A 16,520-nucleotide genomic window follows, 5' to 3' on the forward strand; every position below is an offset into this window, starting at 1 on the left:
CCTGTCGCTTGCCGCAGCGAAGCTGTTTGACGGCAGCGTAGATCGGATTACACTGGCCCCTCGCGCAGGAGGGGGGCCAAGCGGAACGCATGGATAATCCGAAATGACGCATTATGATTGCGAGATATTCGACGCAGCGGCGCTGCGTGGGCTATGGGGTATAAACGAAGGCGAACCGCTCGGGCCGGCAGAGTCGCTGTATTTGGGCGACATGTATCAGCTCTGTCCGGGCGCACAGGCCCGTACAATTTCTGTCGAGATCGCGCAGGATGCGTATCGCACATCCGAAGGATCGGTGACGGTGCTGGCCGAACTGCGCTGGATGGCGCAGGACAATGATGTGGTCGATTCAGTGCTTTTGGATGTGCAAGGGGCGCTTAGCCTTTTGCCGCTGTCGCCGCTGCGCCATGATGCGCATTATACGCTGATCGGCATTGAGCCCGGCCAGACCCGGCTGCGCCTGTCGCAATTGGTCTATGGCTGCTTTTGTGCAGGCACCCGCATCATGTCGGGCGATGGCCATCTGACCCCGATCGAAGCGCTTAGCGCCGGTGATTATGTGCTGACGCGCGACAACGGCGCGCAACCCTTGCTGTGGGTGGGCAAGACAACGGTGCGCGCGGTGGGCTTGTTCGCGCCGGTATGCCTGCCTGCCGGATATATGGGCAACCTTGGCCCGCTTGTCGTCGCGCCGCTGCAACGGATTTTCCTGTATCAGCGCGGGGGCCTGACGGCCAATGGCCGCTCCGAGGCGCTTATTCAGGCCCGCCACCTTGTCGATGGTAATCGCGTGAATCAGCGCGAAGGCGGCTTTGTGACCTATCACGCCTTGGTGTTCGAGGATCATCAGATCATCTATGCCGAAGGGATACCCGTCGAAAGCCTGCTGGTGTCGCGCGCCACTGTCGCCCGCCTGCCCGAAGCCTTCGCGCGCGATCTGTCGGAACGCTACCCGCATCTGAACCATCGCGCGCATTTCGCGCAGACCATCGACATGGCGGCGCTGACCAAGGCCAAGTGCTCATCCGGCACATGACAAGAGCACCGGTCATCCTTGCCGCAACGGACGGAACGGAACGGTCGCAAGCGGTGCTGGGACGCGCGGCGCTGATCGCGCGGGATTGGGGCGCGCGGCTGGCGCTGGTCCATGTGCGCAAAGCGGGCGCGGCGCGGTTTCGGCTGCGCCTTGCGCGCACATCGCGGCACGAACTGGCGCAAGAGCTTGCGGCACATGGCGGCGACGCGGCCGCTTTGCATATGTTGGAAGGCGCACCCGCGGAACGCATCGCAGCATTGGTGGCACGGCTTCAGCCCGCGCTTCTGGTCATGGGACTGCACCGCGAACGGCGCGTGCTGGACGTGCTGCGCATGACCACGATGGAGCGGATCACCCTTGCTGTGACCTGCCCGGTGCTGATTGCCAAAACCATGCCACCGCGGCCCTATGCGCGGGTTCTTGCCGCGCTCAGCTTCGACCCGGTCTGCACCGGCGGCGTGGCGCTGGCGGCCCGCGTCGCACCGGACGCCCGATTTCACGCCATTCATGCCTTGCCCATGCCGTTGCCCGACACGCCGGCGCGGCGCGACCAAACACGGCGCGCGGCGGAACAGTTGCGGGACCGCTTCATGTCCGACCCCGGCCTGCCGCCGAAAATGACGCCCCCCGAAATCGTGCGCGGGGGCGTGCACGAGGTGCTGCGCTACCGTATGGCCGAAGGGCAGACCGATCTGCTGGTCATCGCAAGCCAATCCGGGCGCGACCCGTCACGCTTGGGCAATTACGCGCGCGACCTGATGCGCGCCCCGCCCACCGATATACTGGTTACGAAGCCATATGCCGGGCTGGAGCATGCTGTGCCGCCAGATCCGTCAGGCACGACTTGATGGCGCAAAATTCCGGCGGCGATTGACGCCGCCCCATGTCAGAGCACAGCCTGCGGCTACACGCCTCGGCCTGTTCGCACGCCCCGCAACGCCGCGCCATAGACTGCAACAGGTCAAGCGGTTTGTCGCGGCTCAGCGCGCTGGTTCTGATCGCCGCGACCAGATCGATCTGCAACGCCGCCGCCATCTGCCAGATGTTCAACTCTGTTTTCGGGCGCGTCATGCTTGGATCTGTCCCCGCACGCCCCGGATAGACCACGACATTTCCGAAAGGCTGCCTTGTCTTTGCCAATGCCATGGCGTTGCCGTTATGATTCATGAAATTCTCTGCCTTATCTTGCGCTGACGCGGCAACGGCTTTGACACCCGGACCCAAACCGTTGCGTTCCCGACAGCCAAGACTGCACAGAAATTGCTTAACACTGCCCTAAGCGCTTGTGTTTTTCTGACCAGCAGGCTGGCCTTGCATATGGCGCATGGCAGCCTTGCCATAAAACCCTCGCAACGCATATAAATATGCGATAAAGAGTTGTTTAACGTTGAACTATTCTCATTACGGGAGGAATGTCCGGGCATGGCGACACGCAAGACGACACCGAAATCCAATGTCTCGGCAGAGGAATTGCTGAGTTATTATCGCGACATGCTGCTGATCCGCCGGTTCGAGGAAAAAGCGGGCCAGCTTTACGGGATGGGCCTGATCGGTGGCTTCTGTCACCTGTATATCGGGCAAGAAGCGGTCGTTGTCGGGTTGGAAGCGACCGCGAAAGACGGCGACAAGCGCATCACCTCTTACCGCGATCACGGCCATATGCTGGCCTGCGGCATGGACCCCAAGGGCGTGATGGCCGAACTGACCGGGCGCGAGGGCGGTTATTCCAAGGGCAAGGGCGGCTCCATGCACATGTTCAGCCGCGACAAGCATTTTTATGGCGGCCACGGCATTGTCGGCGCGCAAGTGCCGCTGGGCGCAGGGCTGGCGTTTTCAGACAAGTATCGCGGCAATGACAATGTGACCTTCGCCTATTTCGGCGATGGCGCGGCCAACCAGGGCCAGGTTGCCGAAACCTACAACATGGCCGAGCTGTGGGATTTGCCGGTCATCTTCGTTATCGAAAACAACCAATACGCCATGGGCACCTCGACCAAGCGCGCGTCAAAAAGCCCCAACCTGTGGCAGCGCGGCGCCGCTTACGGCATTGCCGGGGAAGAGGTGGACGGCATGGATGTGTTGGCGGTGAAAGCCGCAGGCGAAAAGGCCGTCGCCCACTGCCGCGCGGGCAAGGGCCCGTATATTCTGGAAGTGATGACCTACCGGTATCGCGGCCATTCCATGTCCGACCCCGCGAAATATCGCACCCGCGACGAAGTGCAGAAAATGCGCGAGGAACGTGACGCCATCGAACATGTCCGCGAATTGCTGCTGCAAGGCAAACACGCGTCAGAGGATGACCTGAAAGCCATCGACAAAGAGATCAAGGGCGTCGTCAACGAGGCCGCCGATTTCGCCAAGGAAAGCCCGGAGCCTGCGTTGGACGAGCTTTGGACAGATATTTACGCGGCCGAAGTGCCGCAGACCGCCTGAGTGGAGGGTTAAACATATGGCAACCGAAATTCTCATGCCCGCCCTCTCTCCGACCATGGAAGAAGGCACACTGGCGAAATGGCTGGTGAAAGAAGGCGACACCGTGTCCGCGGGCGATATTCTGGCGGAAATCGAAACCGACAAGGCCACGATGGAATTCGAGGCGGTCGATGAAGGCGTGATCGGCAAAATTCTGGTCGAAGCCGGGACAGAGGGCGTGAAGGTAAACACCCCCATCGCGGTTCTGGTCGAAGATGGCGAGGCGGTTCCTGCCGATACCTCTGCGCCCGCACCAGCCCCGGCCGCCACCCCTGCGGCCCCGGCCGCACCCGCACCCGCGCCCGAAGCCCCTGCCCCCGATGCCAGCCCCGACTGGCCAGAGGGCACAGAGATGAAGAAACAGACCGTGCGCGAAGCCCTGCGCGACGCCATGGCCGAGGAAATGCGCGCCACCGAAGAAGTTTTCGTCATGGGCGAAGAAGTGGCCGAATATCAGGGTGCCTATAAGATCACCCAAGGGCTGCTGGACGAATTCGGCGCCAAGCGCGTGATCGACACGCCCATCACCGAACATGGCTTTGCCGGGATCGGGGTGGGTGCCGCCTTTGGCGGGCTGCGCCCGATTGTCGAATTCATGACCTTCAACTTCGCCATGCAGGCGATTGACCAGATCATCAACTCTGCCGCGAAAACGCTGTATATGTCGGGCGGGCAGATGGGCTGTCCCATCGTGTTCCGTGGCCCGAACGGGGCGGCGGCGCGCGTCGGCGCGCAGCACAGCCAGTGTTATGCCGCGTGGTATAGCTCTATCCCCGGTCTGAAGGTGGTCATGCCCTATTCGGCGGCAGACGCGAAAGGTTTGTTGAAACAGGCCATCCGCGATCCGAACCCGGTGATCTTTCTGGAAAATGAAATCCTCTACGGCAAAAGCTTTGACGTGCCGGTGCTGGATGATTTCACCATCCCCTTCGGCAAGGCCAAGGTTGAGCGCGCGGGCGAGGATGTGACCATTGTCAGCTTCGGCATTGGCATGACCTATGCCTTGGAAGCCGCCGAGCGGCTGGCCAAGGACGGTATCCGGGCAGAGGTCATCAACCTGCGCACCATCCGGCCCATGGATACCGACACGATCCTTGCCTCTGTGCGCAAGACAAACCGGCTTGTGACCGTGGAAGAAGGTTTCCCGCAAAGCTCGGTGGGCAATTACATCACCTCTGTCGTGATGGAACAGGCTTTCGACCATCTGGATGCGCCGGTTCTGAATCTATGCGGCAAAGATGTGCCCATGCCCTATGCGGCCAACCTTGAAAAACTGGCGCTGGTCACGACCGATGAAGTGGTCGAAGCCGTGCGCAAAGTCACCTATCGCTAAGGAGGGGCACAGATGCCAACGGAAATCCTGATGCCCGCGCTCTCCCCCACGATGGAGGAAGGGACGCTGGCCAAATGGCTGGTCAAAGAGGGCGATACCGTGTCCTCGGGCGATATTCTGGCCGAGATTGAAACCGACAAGGCCACGATGGAATTCGAGGCCGTCGATGAAGGCGTGATCGGCAAGATCATGGTGCCTGCTGGCAGCGAAGGGGTGAAGGTCAACACCCCCATCGCCGTGCTGCTTGACGATGGCGAAAGCGCGGATGACATCGCAGCCCCCTCACAGGCAAAAGCGCCGGAAGCCGCGCCCGCGGCTGACGCGGCCACGAAGGCGGCTCCCGAAGGGAGCTCCGCCGTGGCCGCCCCCCCTTCCCCGGTCAAGGATGGTGGGCGGGTCTTCGCCTCGCCGCTCGCGCGGCGCATCGCTGCCGAAAAGGGGCTGGACCTTGCGCAGATCGCAGGCTCTGGCCCGCATGGCCGCATCGTCAAAGCCGATGTGGTCGATGCCAAGCCGGGTGCTGCCACGGCCCCGCAGGCCGCCGCTGCGCCCGACACCAAGGCCGCGCCCGCAAAAGCCGCCACCGCCATGCCCAGCGGCCCCAGCGCCGATATGGTTGCGCGCATGTATGAAGGGCGCGACTATGACGAAGTCGCGCTGGACGGCATGCGCAAGACGGTGGCCAGCCGCCTGACCGAAGCCAAGCAGACCATCCCGCATTTCTACCTGCGCCGCGAAGTGCAGCTGGACGCGCTGATGAAGTTCCGCGCCGATCTGAACAAACAGTTGGAACCGCGCGGTGTGAAACTGTCGGTCAACGATTTCATCATCAAGGCCAGCGCCATGGCGCTGCAAGCCGTGCCGGATTGCAACGCGGTTTGGGCGGGCGACCGTATCTTGCGGCTGAAACCCTCTGATGTGGCCGTGGCTGTCGCCATAGAGGGCGGCTTGTTCACACCGGTGCTGAAAGACGCGCATCTGAAATCGCTCTCGGCGCTGTCGGCAGAGATGAAAGACCTTGCCACCCGCGCGCGCTCGAAAAAGCTGGCCCCGCATGAATATGTCGGCGGGTCGATGGCGATTTCCAACCTTGGCATGTTCGGGATCGAGAATTTCGATGCCGTCATCAACCCTCCGCACGGGTCCATTCTGGCCGTGGGCGCGGGCGTGAAAAAGCCGGTGGTCGGCGCCGATGGCGAGCTGAAAGTCGCCACCGTCATGTCCATGACCCTGTCGGTCGATCACCGCGTGATCGACGGCGCGCTGGGGGCCGAATTCCTGCGCGAGGTGGTGGCCTATCTGGAAAGCCCGGTTACGATGCTGGCCTGATCCAAGGTCGCGCGCCAAGAAAAATAGCCCCGTCCGGCACGCCCGGGCGGGGTTTTGCGTTGCGCGCTCCGCAACCTGACCCGGTTGAATTACAGCCAAGCGCCCATAGGTAGGGTGGAGCAGTCGAAGAAAGGAGGCTTCCATGCCCGCATCGAAAATCGTCTACAGCACCAAGGCCACAGCAACTGGCGGCGGCCGCGACGGGACGAGCAAAACCCATGACGGGGCGCTGGACCTGAAGATGGCCCCGCCCACGGAAATGGGCGGCTCTGGCGATGGCGTGAACCCTGAACAGTTGTTCGCCGCAGGCTATGCCGCCTGTTTTCTGGGGGCCATGCGCGCCTATGCGCGTGGCAAGAAAATTGATGTGCCCAGCGATGCGGCTGTCACCGCGACGGTTGGCATTGGCCCGCGCGATGATAACGGCTTCGGCATCGCGGTCGAGATTGATGTATCGCTGCCCGGTCTACCCGATGACGTGGCCGATGACCTGATCGCAGGCGGGCATCATGTCTGCCCCTATTCAGACGCAACGCGCGGTTCCCTGACCATCACGCCGCGCCGTGCAAGCTGATACAAAAAGGGCGCAAGGCAGTGACCTTGCGCGCCCCATGTCTTTTCCGGCGATGGCGCGTTCAGATTTCGCCGCGGAACAACTGGTCCATGGTCAGCGAAGGCTGCGCGCAGCCCGCCTCGCCCACGATGCGCGCGGGCACGCCCGCGACGGTCTTGCGCGGCGGCACTTCTTCCAGCACCACAGACCCGGCAGCGATGCGCGCGCAGTCGCCCACGCGGATATTGCCCAACACCTTGGCCCCGGCCCCGATCAGCACACCATTGCCGATCTTGGGGTGGCGGTCGCCATCTTCCTTGCCGGTGCCGCCAAGCGTGACCGAATGCAGCATCGACACATTGTCGCCCACCACCGCCGTTTCCCCGATCACGATGGAATGGGCGTGATCGATCATAATGCCTTTGCCGATTTTCGCGCCGGGGTGAATATCAACCCCGAAGCATTCCGACACCCGCATCTGGATCAGGCTTGCGAAGTCACTGCGCCCCTGACGGCACAGCCAATGCGAGATGCGATAGGCCTGAACCGCCTGAAACCCCTTGAAATACATCAGCGGTTTCAGGAACCGGTTGCAGGCCGGGTCACGTTCATAGGTGGCGACGATATCGGCGCGCGCCGCCTCGCCCAAGGATGGGTCATCGGCATGGGCGGCATCCATGATCTCGCGCAGGATCTGCTCGGACAGTTCCGCCGTGCTGAGCTTCTGGCTTAGCCGAAATGCCAGCGCCTGTTCCAGCGTCTTGTGGTGCAGGACCGATGCGTGAAACATCCCCCCCAGCAGCGGCTCTGCGTCCAGCGCCTGTTCGGCTTCGCGGCGGATACGTTCCCAGACCGGGTCAAGCCTGTGCAGGTTGGGTTTCGGTGATTGGGCCATGATCCGCCCTCCTTTCGGAACAATCTGGGATAGCATATAACCGCAAAGGCGCTAAAAACAATTGCCATGCAGGACTTTCGCGCGCGCGCGTTAACGCGGCTGGGTCATGCCCATCAGCAGCTTTTTGCGCGCGGTCGGAATGCGTGCCACTTCAACCGCCGTGAACACATGCAGCGTGTCCAGATTGGGATCGCGCACGGCATGGTCAGACACCCAGCCCCCCAGCCCCAGATACAGCCGCAACAGCGGCGGGATGGATTGCATCGCGGCCTTCTGGTCGGCCAGATCACCGGGCATGGGCAGATCAAAGGCCAAGGGCGCACGCTTGAGCGGACACAGGCCAGAGGGGCCGGTATGCCGCGCCTTCAGCCAGCCCAGTGCCGCCGCATGTCGGGCCGGGTCATCGCCCTTGAAAGACGCGCAGCCCAAAAGCAGATCGACCTTCTCGGCATCGGAATGCAGCGCGATCCCGGCCAGCAGCGCGCGTAGAATATCCGGGTCTTGCCGCCGGTCGCTGGCTATGCAGACACGCCCCAATTCCAGCCCGCGCAGCCCCGCGCGCGCCAATGGCGACAGATCATAGAATTGCGCGCTGTAGCAGTCATCCAGCTCTGGCCCGTCCAGCAGGCGCAATCGCGCGCAGGCCAGCGCGGCCGGGTCATCCCCTTCGACCACCAGCAGATGCGCGCAAAGCGGGTCGAATTGGTCCATGTCGGCACCGCGATTGTCGCGAAAGCGCACCCGGCGCAGCTGCGCGACCTGCGCCAAATCGGCGTCATCGCGGGCAATGCGCAATGTCAGGCGGCCGAATTTGTGGTCGGGAAAGCGGCTTGCCATTGCCATCACGCCGCCCCCTGCGCGCATAAGCCATGCCCGAACCCAACCTGTGCCTGACCGTATCGCGGTGCACTCATCGCCTTGCCCCGCCCTGCCCTTCGCTCAGTTCCCCAGCATTTGGGCAGGGTTGAACTGGCCAAGGTTGCCAAGGATCTGACGCAAGACCGACTGCCCGCGCGGTCCGCTTTCGGTTACACGGCGCGACAGCGCCACGACCTGCCCGTCTTCCAACCCGAAGCGTTCGACATTGCTGACGCGGTCACGGCTGTCGAAGCTGATCGCAACGACCTCTCGGCGCTGTTCGACCGGGGCGCGCCAGCCTTGCTCGATCCAGTCGCTTTGCACATAATACCAATCGCCACCTTCCATCACGCCCGACACGCCGGGGCGGCCGATCTTCTCGGCCACTGTTTCGCGGGTGTCCTGACCAACTTCAATTTCGGCCAGTTGCGTGTCATCGGGGGCATAGCCATGATAGCGTTGCACCGGCGAGCAGGCGCTCAGGGCCAGCGCCACCACAGCGAAAAGCGCAAAAACACCCTGTTTCATCAGCCAACCCGCCCCTTGTCACACGCGGCACCCCGGCAAAAGGGGCGCATCATTCGCCAAAGGGATACATAAGGACGCCCGGCACTTCAAGAATGGAAACCATGGGCCTATATCTTTGCGGCACCGCAATGCGGCAGGCAAACCTATGAAAGGGGTTCAGACCATGACCCATGACCTACCCGAATTGCCCCATCTGGCCCCGTCCGTCGCCGTGGGCACGCTGAACGGGCGCAAACCCAGAGAGATCCTGATCGAACCCGATGCCGCCACCTGCGCCGCAATCGCGCAGTATCTGGGCCTGAGCGCCGTGCGCAAAATGCGCTTTCATGGCCAGCTTGCGCCTTTGGGCGCACGCGATTGGGAAGTGTCTGGCAGTCTGGGGGCAACGGTTGTGCAGCCTTGCGCCGTCACGCTGGCCCCCGTCACCACGCGAATCGATGAGCGCATTCAGCGCCATTTCATCGCCGACTGGTCCGAACCAGAGGGCGAAGAGGTCGAGATGACACTCGATGACCGGCAAGAACCACTGGGCGGCCGGATTGACCTGTCGGCCATCGTCGTGGAAGCGCTGGCGCTGGCTTTGCCGGAATTTCCCCGTGCCGAGGGTGCCGCGCTGAACCCCGAGGGGGTTTTGCGCACCGCACCGGAGGGCGAAACGCCGCTGGATGACGACGCCGTCAAGCCGTTTGCCGGGCTGGCGGCATTGCGCGACAAGCTTGACCGGAGCTAAGGTGCCCCCCCTATTCGGGCTTGCAGGTTAAAAAATCGCCTGTATTTTCGCCGGTTCATACGAACAGGGCTTGGAACTGCGCCATATTCCGTGTATCCGGCCAAAAATTCGCAATCACTGACACCTGCGCCGCACCGGCCCTTTGCATCTGGGCCGCCAAAGCGCCACTGACATCCGAGGTTTGACATGGCCGTTCAACAGAATCGCGTTACCCGCTCTCGCCGTAACATGCGCCGCTCGCATGACGCGCTGGTTGCCGCGAACCCCAACGAGTGCAGCAATTGCGGTGAGCTGAAGCGCCCGCATCACGTTTGCCCGTCCTGCGGACATTACGCCGACCGCGAAGTGGTTGCTCAGGCAACTGAGATCGACCTGGAAGACGACGCGGCCTGATCGTGGCCGCTGTCACGCGTCAGGGTCTATAATGTCAGACGCGCGCGACACCAGCGCCACAGGCTTCTCCGACATGATAACCGTGTCGGTGGATGCTATGGGCGGCGATCAAGGGCCCGCAGCTGTCATTGACGGCTGCGCCTTGTCTTTGGCAAAGAATCCGCAACTGCACATTCTGCTGCATGGTGACGAGGCCGTTCTTGCGCCGCTGGTTGCGCGCAAGCCGGGTCTGGCCAAGCGGCTGACGCTGCAACATAGCCCCGACACCGTCAAGATGGACGACAAGCCCGCGCAGGTCATGCGCCATGGGCGTGGCACCTCTATGTGGAACGCCCTTGGCGCACAGCGCAAGGGCGACGCGCAAGCGACCGTGTCTTGCGGCAATACCGGCGCGCTGATGGCCGTGTCTATGTTGCAGTTGCGCAAACTGCCCGGCGTGCACCGCCCGGCCATTGCCTGCCTGTGGCCGTCGCGCGGCAAGACCGGCTTCAACACCATGCTGGATGTTGGCGCAGATGTGCGCGCCGACGAGGAATCGCTGTTGCAATACGCGATGATGGGGGCTGCCTATTATCGCAACGCGTTCAATATGCCGCGCCCGCGCGTGGGCTTGCTGAACGTAGGCACAGAAGACCACAAGGGCCGCGCTGAAATAAAAGAAGCCGCGCTTTTGATCGCGCAGGCCGCGCAGATCGGCCAGTTCGAATTCGTGGGCTTCGTGGAAGGCAGCGACATCCCGTCAGAACGTGTTGACGTGATCGTCACCGACGGTTTCACCGGCAATGTTGCGCTGAAAACCGGCGAAGGCACGGCCCGGCTGATTTCCGACCTGCTGCGCCGCGAATTGACCGCCACGCCTTGGGCCAAGATTGCCGGGCTTTTGGCGCTGCGCCCCATGCGCCGCGCCAAGAAACGCACAGACCCCAGCCGCGTGAATGGCGGCGTGTTCCTTGGCCTGAACGGCACCGTGGTCAAATCACACGGCTCTGCCGATGCGACGGGCGTGTCCTCTGCGATCAAGCTGGCTTTCACGCTGGCGCGGTCGGGCTTTCAAGAGCGGATGTCGGACCGGCTGAGCGCGGTCATGGAATCGGTGTCGGGCCGGCAGGACACCAATACCGAAAGCGCGGGGGGCACAGAATGAGCACGATCCGGGCGGTCATTCGCGGGTGCGGCCATTACCTGCCAGAGCGGGTCGTGCCGAATGCGGAATTCGCAGCCACGCTTGACACTTCGGATGACTGGATCGTTTCGCGCTCTGGGATCGAACGGCGGCATTTCGCGGCCGAGGGTGAGTATACCTCCGACCTTGCGACCCATGCCGCGCGCCGCGCGCTGGACTCGTCCGGCATAACGCCCGACCAGATTGATGCCGTCGTGGTCGCAACATCGACCCCCGATTTCACATTTCCCGCCGTTGCCACGCAAGTTCAGGCCGCATTGGGCATCCGGCAGGGGTTCGCCTTTGACATTCAGGCAGTGTGCGCGGGGTTTGTCTTTGCGCTGGCCAATGCCAACGGGTTGATCCTTGGGGGGCAGGCCAAGCGCGTCTTGGTCATTGGGGCCGAAACCTTCTCGCGCATCATGGATTGGACCGACCGGGGCACCTGTGTGCTGTTCGGCGACGGTGCCGGTGCCGTGGTGCTGGAAGCGGTCGAAAGCGACGGCACGTCCGATGATCGCGGCATCCTTGGCGTGGACCTGAATTCCGACGGCCAATACCGCGAGCTGCTTTATGTTGATGGTGGTGTGTCGCGTTCCGGCACGGCGGGCGTGTTGAAAATGCAGGGCCGCGAGGTGTTCCGGCACGCGGTCGAGAAACTGGCGCAAACCGCCACCACCGCGCTGGACCGCGCAGGGCTTGGCGCGGGCGATGTTGATTGGGTTGTGCCGCATCAGGCCAATTTGCGCATTATCCGTGGCACGGCGCAGAAACTGGGCGTGCCGATGGAAAAGGTCGTTGTGACCGTGCAGGACCATGGCAATACCTCTGCCGCATCCATCCCGCTGGCCTTGTCGGTTGCGGCTGCGCGCGGGCAGTTTCAACCCGGCGATTGCATCGTGACCGAAGCCATCGGCGGCGGGCTAAGCTGGGGCGCGGTTGTGCTGCGCTGGTAGCGCTTTAAGGCGGCGGCGCAACCCCCTGATATTGACTCGGAAATTGCTTTCGCTCAGGATGGTGTGAAACGCCGGAGGGCATGATGTCGGAAAAAACACTTACACGAATGGACCTGACCGAAGCGGTATTCCGCGAAGTGGGCTTGTCGCGCAACGAATCGTCGTCCTTGGTGGATAGCGTGTTGCAGCACATCTCTGATGCGCTGGTGGCCGGTGAACAGGTCAAGATCTCTTCTTTCGGCACATTTTCCACGCGCGACAAGAATGCCCGCATGGGGCGCAACCCCAAAACCGGCGAAGAAGTGCCGATTTCACCACGCCGCGTGCTTAGTTTCCGCCCGTCGCACCTGATGAAAGACCGCGTGGCACAAGGCAATGCCGGGCAATAACCAGTAAGGCAAGTTCATGCGCAAGGCACCAGAGGCGTTCCGCACCATCAGCGAAGCGGCGGAAGCCTTGGACACCCCGGCGCATGTGTTGCGCTTTTGGGAAAGCAAATTCACCCATGTCAAACCTGTGAAACGCGCGGGCGGGCGGCGCTATTACCGCCCCGCCGATATTGACCTTCTGTCGGGCATAAAGCTGCTGCTGCACGATCAGGGCATGACGATTCGCGGCGTGCAAAAGCTGTTGCAGGAAAAAGGCGCGCGCCATGTCGCCGGGCTGGCCCCGATCAGCGCCGATGTGCTGGAACTGCCGCTAGACCCGCCTGCGGACATGGGCACGGTGATGGTGCCCAAGCCTGACATCGCCCCGGATCTGCCGCCCGCGGTGGACACCACGAAGGTCGAAAGCGTCAGGCCCGTTGCAGAGCAAGGCGCGCAGCCGCTGCCCGAAAGCAGCGACACACCAGAAGAGGTGCCAGAAGAACCCGCACTGCCGCCACAGGATGACCAGACTGGGCCAATAGGCGACAGCGCAGGAAATATCGCAGAGCCAAGGTCGCCGCGCGACACGGCGCCGGAACCAGACCTGCCCGATGCCGCAGCACCCGCGCCAGACGCAACCGCAGCAGCGCCAGAGCAAGACGCAGGTGCCGAATTGACGCCGGATGCCGTTCAGTCAGCGTCAGAGCAAGCCGAAGAAGCAGTCCCCCCAACACCGACCAAGGCACCGGCCCCGGTTATGGCACCAGTCCCAGACACCGATCCTGCGCCGCCAGAACCCGCCCGCTTTGCGCGCATCGCCCATGCGCTGCGTGTCAACCCGCCGCGCGATGTTTCCCGCTTTGCCCCGGCGCTGTCCCGGCTGGAACAGCTTGCCCGAACGCTCGCGGAACGCAGCGATTAGCACAAAGCGGCGGATTGCCCCTTGCCCTCGGCGCTGAATCGGTTAGAAGGCCGGGCATAGCCTGTCGGGCTATAGCGCAGTCTGGTAGCGCGTCCGTCTGGGGGACGGAAGGTCGCAGGTTCAAGTCCTGCTAGCCCGACCATTCATCTACTTCAGTAGCGATTTGCGGCCTTCTCGAAGGCGCTGGAAATATCGTTCCATGCAGAGACGAAACCGCTCTGCATGTCGGACCACGCCTGTTCGCTGGCGTCGCGCGCCTCGTGCAGTTTCTTCTCGACCTTGTTGCGCTGCTCTTTCATTTCGGCCAACTGGGCTTCGTATTTTACCTTCATATCCGCCTGCGCGCCGCGTATCTGCGCTTCCTGCTTGGCAATCTCTGCATTCCACTCGTCGATCTTGGCTTTGGTTTTCTCTATGAATGCGTCACGGTCCATGGGACCCTCCTTTCATTACAAGCGAATACCTAGAACGTAGGAACCCGTTCCGCGTCATGCAACCCGGGGCTGGCCACCCTTCCCAAGCCTTGCGGCCTTCGCTAAGACAGTTCGGGAAACCGGCGCGAAGGACAGATGACCGATATGCAAGGCGTTTTGCCATCCCAGACCCTGCGCGAGATGATTGCGCGCGCCGAAATCACGGCCGACACCCCGGTCACGGCACAACAGGTGCAACCTGCCAGCCTTGACCTGCGTCTGGGCCACCGGGCATGGCGGGTGCGCGCATCGTTTCTGGCGGGCAAGGGGCGGCGAGTGGCCGACCGTCTGGCCGATTTCGAAATGCACGAAATGCGCCTTGAGGGCGGCACGGTTCTGGAAAAGGGCTGCGTTTATGTCGTGGAACTGATGGAACGGCTGGCCCTGCCCCCGGCCCTGCAAGCGGTGGCCAATGCCAAAAGTTCGACCGGGCGGCTGGATTTGCTGACCCGCGTGATTGCCGATAACGGCACCGAATTCGACCGTGTGCCCGATGGCTACCAAGGCCCGCTTTATGCCGAAATCTGCCCGCGGTCCTTTTCGGTGCTGGTGCGCCCCGGCCAAAGGCTGAACCAGATCCGCTTTCGGCGCGGCCATGCGGTGCTGGATGACACCGCTTTGCACGCGCTGCACAGCACCGATACGCTGGTGCCGGGCGAGCCGGTCATCTCTGACGGGCTGGGCTTTTCGGTCGATCTGAAACCGGCGCAAGGCACGCTGGTAGGCTACCGCGCAAAACCCCATACCGGGGTGATAGACCTTGACCGCATCGGCGCTTATGCGCCGCGCGACTACTGGGAAGAGCTGCACAGTGATACCGGGCAGATCATCCTTGACCCCGGTGCGTTCTACATTCTGGTCAGCCGCGAGGCGGTGCATATTCCCCCCGATTACGCCGCCGAAATGGCCCCTTACCTGGCCATGGTGGGCGAATTCCGGGTGCATTATGCCGGATTCTTCGACCCCGGTTTCGGCCATGCCGCCGCCGGGGGCAGCGGCGCGCGCGGTGTTCTGGAAGTGCGCTGTCACGAAGCGCCTTTCGCGCTGGAACATGGCCAGATCGTCGGGCGGCTGATATACGAACGCATGGCCGCGCGGCCAGAACGCCTGTATGGCGCGGATCTGGCCTCGAACTACCAAGGGCAGGGTTTGAAACTGGCCAAGCATTTCAAGGCGGCATGATGCTGGAAATCCCTTTCCTGATCTCGGCCTTCGTTACGCTGTTCGTGGTCATTGACCCCATCGGCACCGCGCCCTTGTTTCTGGCGCTGACCCAAGGCATGACCGCCAAGCAGCGCCGCACGGTGGGCCTGCGCGCCTGTTTCATTGCAGCACTGCTGCTGATGGCTTTTGCCGTGGCGGGCGAGGATTTCCTGAATTTCATCGGCATTTCGATGCCGGCCTTCCAGATCGCGGGCGGGCTTTTGCTGTTTCTGACGGCGCTGGACATGCTGTTCGACCGCCGCTCGGAACGGCGTCAGAACCACGCGGATGAGGGGACGGGCAATCTGGCCGATGACCCGTCGGTCTTTCCGCTGGCCATGCCCCTGATCGCTGGGCCGGGGGCGATGGCAACAATGGTGCTGCTGATAAACGACACCGGCGGCACATGGGAAGGCACGGCACTGATTTCGGGCGTCATGCTGGCCGTGATCGCGCTGGTATTGCTGGCGTTCTTGGCCGCCGCGCCCTTGGAACGCATGTTGCGCCGCACCGGAACCATGGTGCTGACGCGGCTGTTCGGGCTGCTTCTGTCGGCGCTATCGGTGCAATTCGTGCTGAATGGCGCAACAGCGCTTGGTATCTTGCCAAGCGCCGTGCCGATGTAGCTTATTCCGCCGCCGAAGATTTCATCTCGGGGGCGGGGGCCGTGTCGCCCTCTGCCTTGGGTGCGCGCGGCTTGCGGGGCGCGCGGCGAGGCTTGGCAGGGGCATCTTCGCCCTCTGCCTTGGGCGCGCGCGGTTTGCGGGTGTTGCGCGGCTTGCGGGGCGTATCATCGCCCGCCGGGGCATCAAAGCGCGCGTTGCCTTCGGGCGTATCGACCACCAAGGCGCTGTCATCGCTGCTTTCTGCCGGGGCCAGATCAAAACCCGTGCCCGTGGATGGCTGCTCTGCCGCATGCGCCTCGGTCGGCTGATCGGGCTGGGTCTGGGCGTGATGGCCACCCTGCCCGCCTTGCTGGCCGTGCTGGTGACGATTGCGATCCTCGTTACGGGCGCGCTGGTCTTCCTGCTGTTGGCGGCGTGCCTCTTGCTCGGCGGCCTGTTCTTTCTGGGCCTGCGCCAACATGCGGGTATAGTGCTCAGCGTGTTGCTGAAAGTTTTCCGCCGCAACACGGTCATTGCCCAATTGCGCGTCGCGCGCAAGGAACTGGTATTTCTCGATGATCTGCTGCGGCGTGCCGCGCACTTTGCCTTCGGGCCCGGAACTGTCGAACACGCGGTTGACGATGTTTCCAAGCGTTTTGGGGCGGTTCGACTTTGAACGCGAACGTTTGTTGGGTGATCTCATA

At 62.7% G+C, this 16,520-nt stretch carries 20 protein-coding genes and 1 tRNA gene; 15 read left to right on the forward strand and 6 right to left on the reverse strand.

The genetic code is table 11. The features are described 5' to 3' along the window. Positions 1-103: 103 nt before the first annotated feature. Positions 104-1,036: a Hint domain-containing protein gene (locus AWT76_RS09610; protein ID WP_072246158.1), complete on the forward strand. Its 933-nt coding sequence runs from the start codon at positions 104-106 to the stop codon at positions 1,034-1,036. Then, positions 1,033-1,884 (forward strand): universal stress protein, encoded by an 852-nt coding sequence (locus AWT76_RS09615; RefSeq protein ID WP_072246159.1) that lies wholly within the window; start codon positions 1,033-1,035, stop codon positions 1,882-1,884. Before AWT76_RS09610 ends, AWT76_RS09615 begins: the two co-directional genes overlap by 4 nt. Here AWT76_RS09615 and AWT76_RS16745 read toward each other — a convergent pair. Continuing rightward, positions 1,823-2,203 (reverse strand): DUF6455 family protein, encoded by a 381-nt coding sequence (locus AWT76_RS16745; protein ID WP_141655923.1) that lies wholly within the window; start codon positions 2,201-2,203, stop codon positions 1,823-1,825. The two genes, AWT76_RS09615 and AWT76_RS16745, sit on opposite strands and share 62 nt — an antisense overlap. Positions 2,204-2,458: 255 nt before the next feature. On the opposite strand from AWT76_RS16745, the gene pdhA reads away from it, so the two are divergent. From pdhA to AWT76_RS09635, 4 genes are all read left to right on the forward strand, one after another. Continuing rightward, positions 2,459-3,469 carry a pyruvate dehydrogenase (acetyl-transferring) E1 component subunit alpha gene (gene pdhA / locus AWT76_RS09620; protein ID WP_072246160.1) on the forward strand — a complete coding sequence of 337 codons (1,011 nt, stop codon included), beginning with the start codon at positions 2,459-2,461 and terminating at the stop codon, positions 3,467-3,469. 16 nt (positions 3,470-3,485) lie between these two features. Further along, complete coding sequence (locus AWT76_RS09625; RefSeq protein ID WP_072246161.1) at positions 3,486-4,841, forward strand: pyruvate dehydrogenase complex E1 component subunit beta; 1,356 nt, start codon at positions 3,486-3,488, stop codon at positions 4,839-4,841. 12 nt (positions 4,842-4,853) lie between these two features. Then, on the forward strand, positions 4,854-6,170 hold the full coding sequence (locus AWT76_RS09630; RefSeq protein ID WP_072246162.1) for a pyruvate dehydrogenase complex dihydrolipoamide acetyltransferase: 1,317 nt from the start codon (positions 4,854-4,856) through the stop codon (positions 6,168-6,170). A gap of 142 nt (positions 6,171-6,312) precedes the next feature. Further along, the gene (locus AWT76_RS09635; protein ID WP_072246163.1) at positions 6,313-6,744 is read left to right on the forward strand and encodes an organic hydroperoxide resistance protein; all 432 of its coding nucleotides are present in this window, start codon (positions 6,313-6,315) and stop codon (positions 6,742-6,744) included. A 61-nt stretch (positions 6,745-6,805) separates the two neighbouring features. Here AWT76_RS09635 and cysE read toward each other — a convergent pair whose 3' ends face one another. From cysE to AWT76_RS09650, 3 genes are all read right to left on the reverse strand, one after another. Further along, positions 6,806-7,618 (reverse strand): serine O-acetyltransferase, encoded by an 813-nt coding sequence (cysE, locus tag AWT76_RS09640; protein ID WP_072246164.1) that lies wholly within the window; start codon positions 7,616-7,618, stop codon positions 6,806-6,808. Between the two features lie 90 nt (positions 7,619-7,708). Continuing rightward, positions 7,709-8,461 carry a GNAT family N-acetyltransferase gene (locus tag AWT76_RS09645; protein ID WP_176699377.1) on the reverse strand — a complete coding sequence of 251 codons (753 nt, stop codon included), beginning with the start codon at positions 8,459-8,461 and terminating at the stop codon, positions 7,709-7,711. Positions 8,462-8,557: 96 nt separating this feature from the next. Next, on the reverse strand, positions 8,558-9,004 hold the full coding sequence (locus AWT76_RS09650; protein ID WP_072246165.1) for an outer membrane protein assembly factor BamE: 447 nt from the start codon (positions 9,002-9,004) through the stop codon (positions 8,558-8,560). 163 nt (positions 9,005-9,167) lie between these two features. On the opposite strand from AWT76_RS09650, the gene AWT76_RS09655 reads away from it, so the two are divergent. The 7 genes from AWT76_RS09655 (at position 9,168) to AWT76_RS09685 (ending at position 13,677) form a co-directional block, all read left to right on the forward strand. Next, positions 9,168-9,734 (forward strand): YceD family protein, encoded by a 567-nt coding sequence (locus AWT76_RS09655; RefSeq protein ID WP_141655924.1) that lies wholly within the window; start codon positions 9,168-9,170, stop codon positions 9,732-9,734. A gap of 186 nt (positions 9,735-9,920) precedes the next feature. Then, complete coding sequence (gene rpmF / locus AWT76_RS09660; RefSeq protein WP_072246166.1) at positions 9,921-10,127, forward strand: 50S ribosomal protein L32; 207 nt, start codon at positions 9,921-9,923, stop codon at positions 10,125-10,127. Positions 10,128-10,158: 31 nt separating this feature from the next. Next, on the forward strand, positions 10,159-11,271 hold the full coding sequence (gene plsX, locus AWT76_RS09665; RefSeq protein ID WP_072246167.1) for a phosphate acyltransferase PlsX: 1,113 nt from the start codon (positions 10,159-10,161) through the stop codon (positions 11,269-11,271). Then, a complete protein-coding gene (locus AWT76_RS09670; protein WP_072246168.1) occupies positions 11,268-12,245 on the forward strand; it encodes a beta-ketoacyl-ACP synthase III in 978 nt (325 codons plus the stop codon). The genes plsX and AWT76_RS09670 overlap by 4 nt, the downstream gene beginning before the upstream one ends. 83 nt (positions 12,246-12,328) lie before the next feature. Continuing rightward, the gene (gene ihfA / locus AWT76_RS09675) at positions 12,329-12,634 is read left to right on the forward strand and encodes an integration host factor subunit alpha (protein WP_072247625.1); all 306 of its coding nucleotides are present in this window, start codon (positions 12,329-12,331) and stop codon (positions 12,632-12,634) included. Positions 12,635-12,650: 16 nt separating this feature from the next. Further along, a complete protein-coding gene (locus AWT76_RS09680; protein ID WP_072246169.1) occupies positions 12,651-13,535 on the forward strand; it encodes a MerR family transcriptional regulator in 885 nt (294 codons plus the stop codon). A 65-nt stretch (positions 13,536-13,600) separates the two neighbouring features. Beyond that, a tRNA-Pro gene (locus AWT76_RS09685) sits at positions 13,601-13,677 on the forward strand. Between the two features lie 10 nt (positions 13,678-13,687). On the opposite strand, the gene AWT76_RS09690 is transcribed toward AWT76_RS09685, so the two are convergent. After that, on the reverse strand, positions 13,688-13,969 hold the full coding sequence (locus AWT76_RS09690; RefSeq protein ID WP_072246170.1) for a sll1863 family stress response protein: 282 nt from the start codon (positions 13,967-13,969) through the stop codon (positions 13,688-13,690). Positions 13,970-14,113: 144 nt separating this feature from the next. On the opposite strand from AWT76_RS09690, the gene AWT76_RS09695 reads away from it, so the two are divergent. Together AWT76_RS09695 and AWT76_RS09700 are read left to right on the forward strand one after the other, a co-directional pair. Continuing rightward, positions 14,114-15,190, forward strand: coding sequence for a 2'-deoxycytidine 5'-triphosphate deaminase (locus AWT76_RS09695; protein ID WP_072247626.1), 1,077 nt, complete (start codon positions 14,114-14,116; stop codon positions 15,188-15,190). Then, positions 15,190-15,837, forward strand: coding sequence for a MarC family protein (locus tag AWT76_RS09700; protein ID WP_072247627.1), 648 nt, complete (start codon positions 15,190-15,192; stop codon positions 15,835-15,837). The genes AWT76_RS09695 and AWT76_RS09700 overlap by 1 nt, the downstream gene beginning before the upstream one ends. Before the next feature lies 1 nt (position 15,838). Here the strand turns inward: AWT76_RS09700 and AWT76_RS09705 are convergent, their stop codons facing one another. Further along, the gene (locus tag AWT76_RS09705) at positions 15,839-16,519 is read right to left on the reverse strand and encodes a DUF4167 domain-containing protein (protein WP_072246171.1); all 681 of its coding nucleotides are present in this window, start codon (positions 16,517-16,519) and stop codon (positions 15,839-15,841) included. Between the last annotated feature and the right edge of the window lies 1 nt (position 16,520).

This window comes from Roseibaca calidilacus, assembly GCF_001517585.1.
Taxonomy (GTDB): domain Bacteria; phylum Pseudomonadota; class Alphaproteobacteria; order Rhodobacterales; family Rhodobacteraceae; genus Roseinatronobacter; species Roseinatronobacter calidilacus.